Annotated in this window: 1 protein-coding gene; it reads left to right on the top strand. The window is 62.0% G+C overall.

Features of this window, described 5'->3' with window-relative positions; translation table 11 throughout:
• Positions 1–95: 95 nt before the first annotated feature.
• Positions 96–1,352: an IS110 family transposase gene (locus tag DQW77_RS17865; RefSeq protein ID WP_113259686.1), complete on the top strand. Its 1,257-nt coding sequence runs from the start codon at positions 96–98 to the stop codon at positions 1,350–1,352.
• Positions 1,353–1,584: the final 232 nt, after the last annotated feature.

Below are 1,584 nucleotides of genomic sequence, written 5' to 3'. Positions count from 1 at the left end.
CGCGCGCAGCCCCCAGATAGCGCAGCGTGTGGCCATAACCGGGTCTCAGGTCTCAACAGTGGTTTTGCACAACCACACCGCTGAGGAGACCGGCTATGACCGCCACCCATTGTATCGCGCCGACCCTGTTGGTCGCCATCGACATTTCCAAGCATCGCCACGAAGTGCTGATCGGCATTCCGGGCAAAAAGCGCCGCCGCCGCATAACCATCACCAACACGCTGGACGACTTCCAGCGCCTGTCTGCTGTCCTCGCCAGCTATGACATGCCGGTCCGGATTGGGTTCGAGGCGACCGGCAACTATCACCGCACGCTTGCGCACCACCTCGGCCGGGCGGGCTTCGAGCTGAAGCTTGTCTCCTCCGTCGGTCTGGCCAGGACGCGGGAGGCCCTGCACAACAGCTGGGACAAGAATGACCCGAAGGACGCCCAGGTCATCCTGCACATGCTGGAGATCGGCGCCGTGCAGTTCTTTCACGATCCGCTGATCCTCGGAACCGCCGACATCCAGGAGCTGTCAAAGACCCACGAGATCGTCTCCCGTTCGAAGACCGAGCTATGGCACCGCATTCTGACGCACTACCTTCCGCTGTATTTTCCCGAGGCCGAACGATTTCACCGAAGCTCGCGGACGGATTGGTTCCTGGCGTTCTTGGAGAAGTACCCGTCGCCACACATGATCTCGGCCATGGACCGGGACGCCTTCATCGCTGATGCTTGGGCCGTCGTTGGCCGGAAGGTTTCCAAAGAGCAATTGCTTTCAGATATTTACGCGACGGCCGTTGGTTCGGTTGGACTTCCAGTCCACCGGGATTCCGATGCGGTCCGCATGTTCCGCCTCGTTCTCGCAGAGGGCCGCAGCCTGGTCCGGCAACGCGATGAGATCGAGGCTCGGGCCGTCGCGCTGCTGTCGGATCTGCCCGACTATCAGCTGCTGACGACCATCCCCGGCGTCGGCCCGATCAACGCCATGACCATCCTGGCGGAGGCTGGCGACCTGCGCCGCTTCCGACATCACCGGCAATTCCTGAAGTTCTGCGGCATGGACCTCGCCACCGTCCAGTCCGGCATGTTCCGCGGTCAGAGCCGGATCTCGAAATACGGCAATGCCCGGCTGCGGCGCACGCTCTGGATGGCCGGCCAAACCGCTGTTCTCAAGCGGACCAACAGCTTCCGGGACAAGTTCGAACGCTACATCTCGAAGGATCGACACAATGCCCATCTGCGCCGCAAGGCTTACACCGCGATCGCGGCCAAGATGGCGCGCACCGTACACGCCGTGGTCAAACACGGCGAACCCTATCGCCCCTTCTTCGAGGGGGTGAGCCCAGGCGGAAGGACCACTCTCTGACGAGCCGTGGAGGCAGCTCGCTGACCTCGTAGATAATGTTCGGGCCTTCTGCTTGGGATTTGGGATCTCGTATTGAGGACGGTGAGGGCCGCCGCCGTGCGTACCCTGTGTTTGCTATGGAAGAGATCATTTCTTGACGGCAGAGCCCGTCTGGGCAACCGTAACAGGGCGTCCGGGACACCGGACGCCCCATGACCTGCTGACCTAAGCGGCCAGATTTTCCCGACATAGG

Origin of the sequence: Roseovarius sp. TE539, assembly GCF_003298505.1 — a bacterium.
Classification (GTDB): domain Bacteria; phylum Pseudomonadota; class Alphaproteobacteria; order Rhodobacterales; family Rhodobacteraceae; genus Roseovarius.
The sequence above is the reverse complement of the archived record's forward strand: the minus strand, read 5'-3'. Positions and strand labels throughout refer to the sequence as shown.

What these genes read in the sequence shown, in the direction of transcription:
- DQW77_RS17865 (WP_113259686.1), top strand. Translation starts at nt 96, where the DNA reads ATGACCGCCACCCATTGTATCGCGCCGACCCTGTTGGTCGCCATCGAC.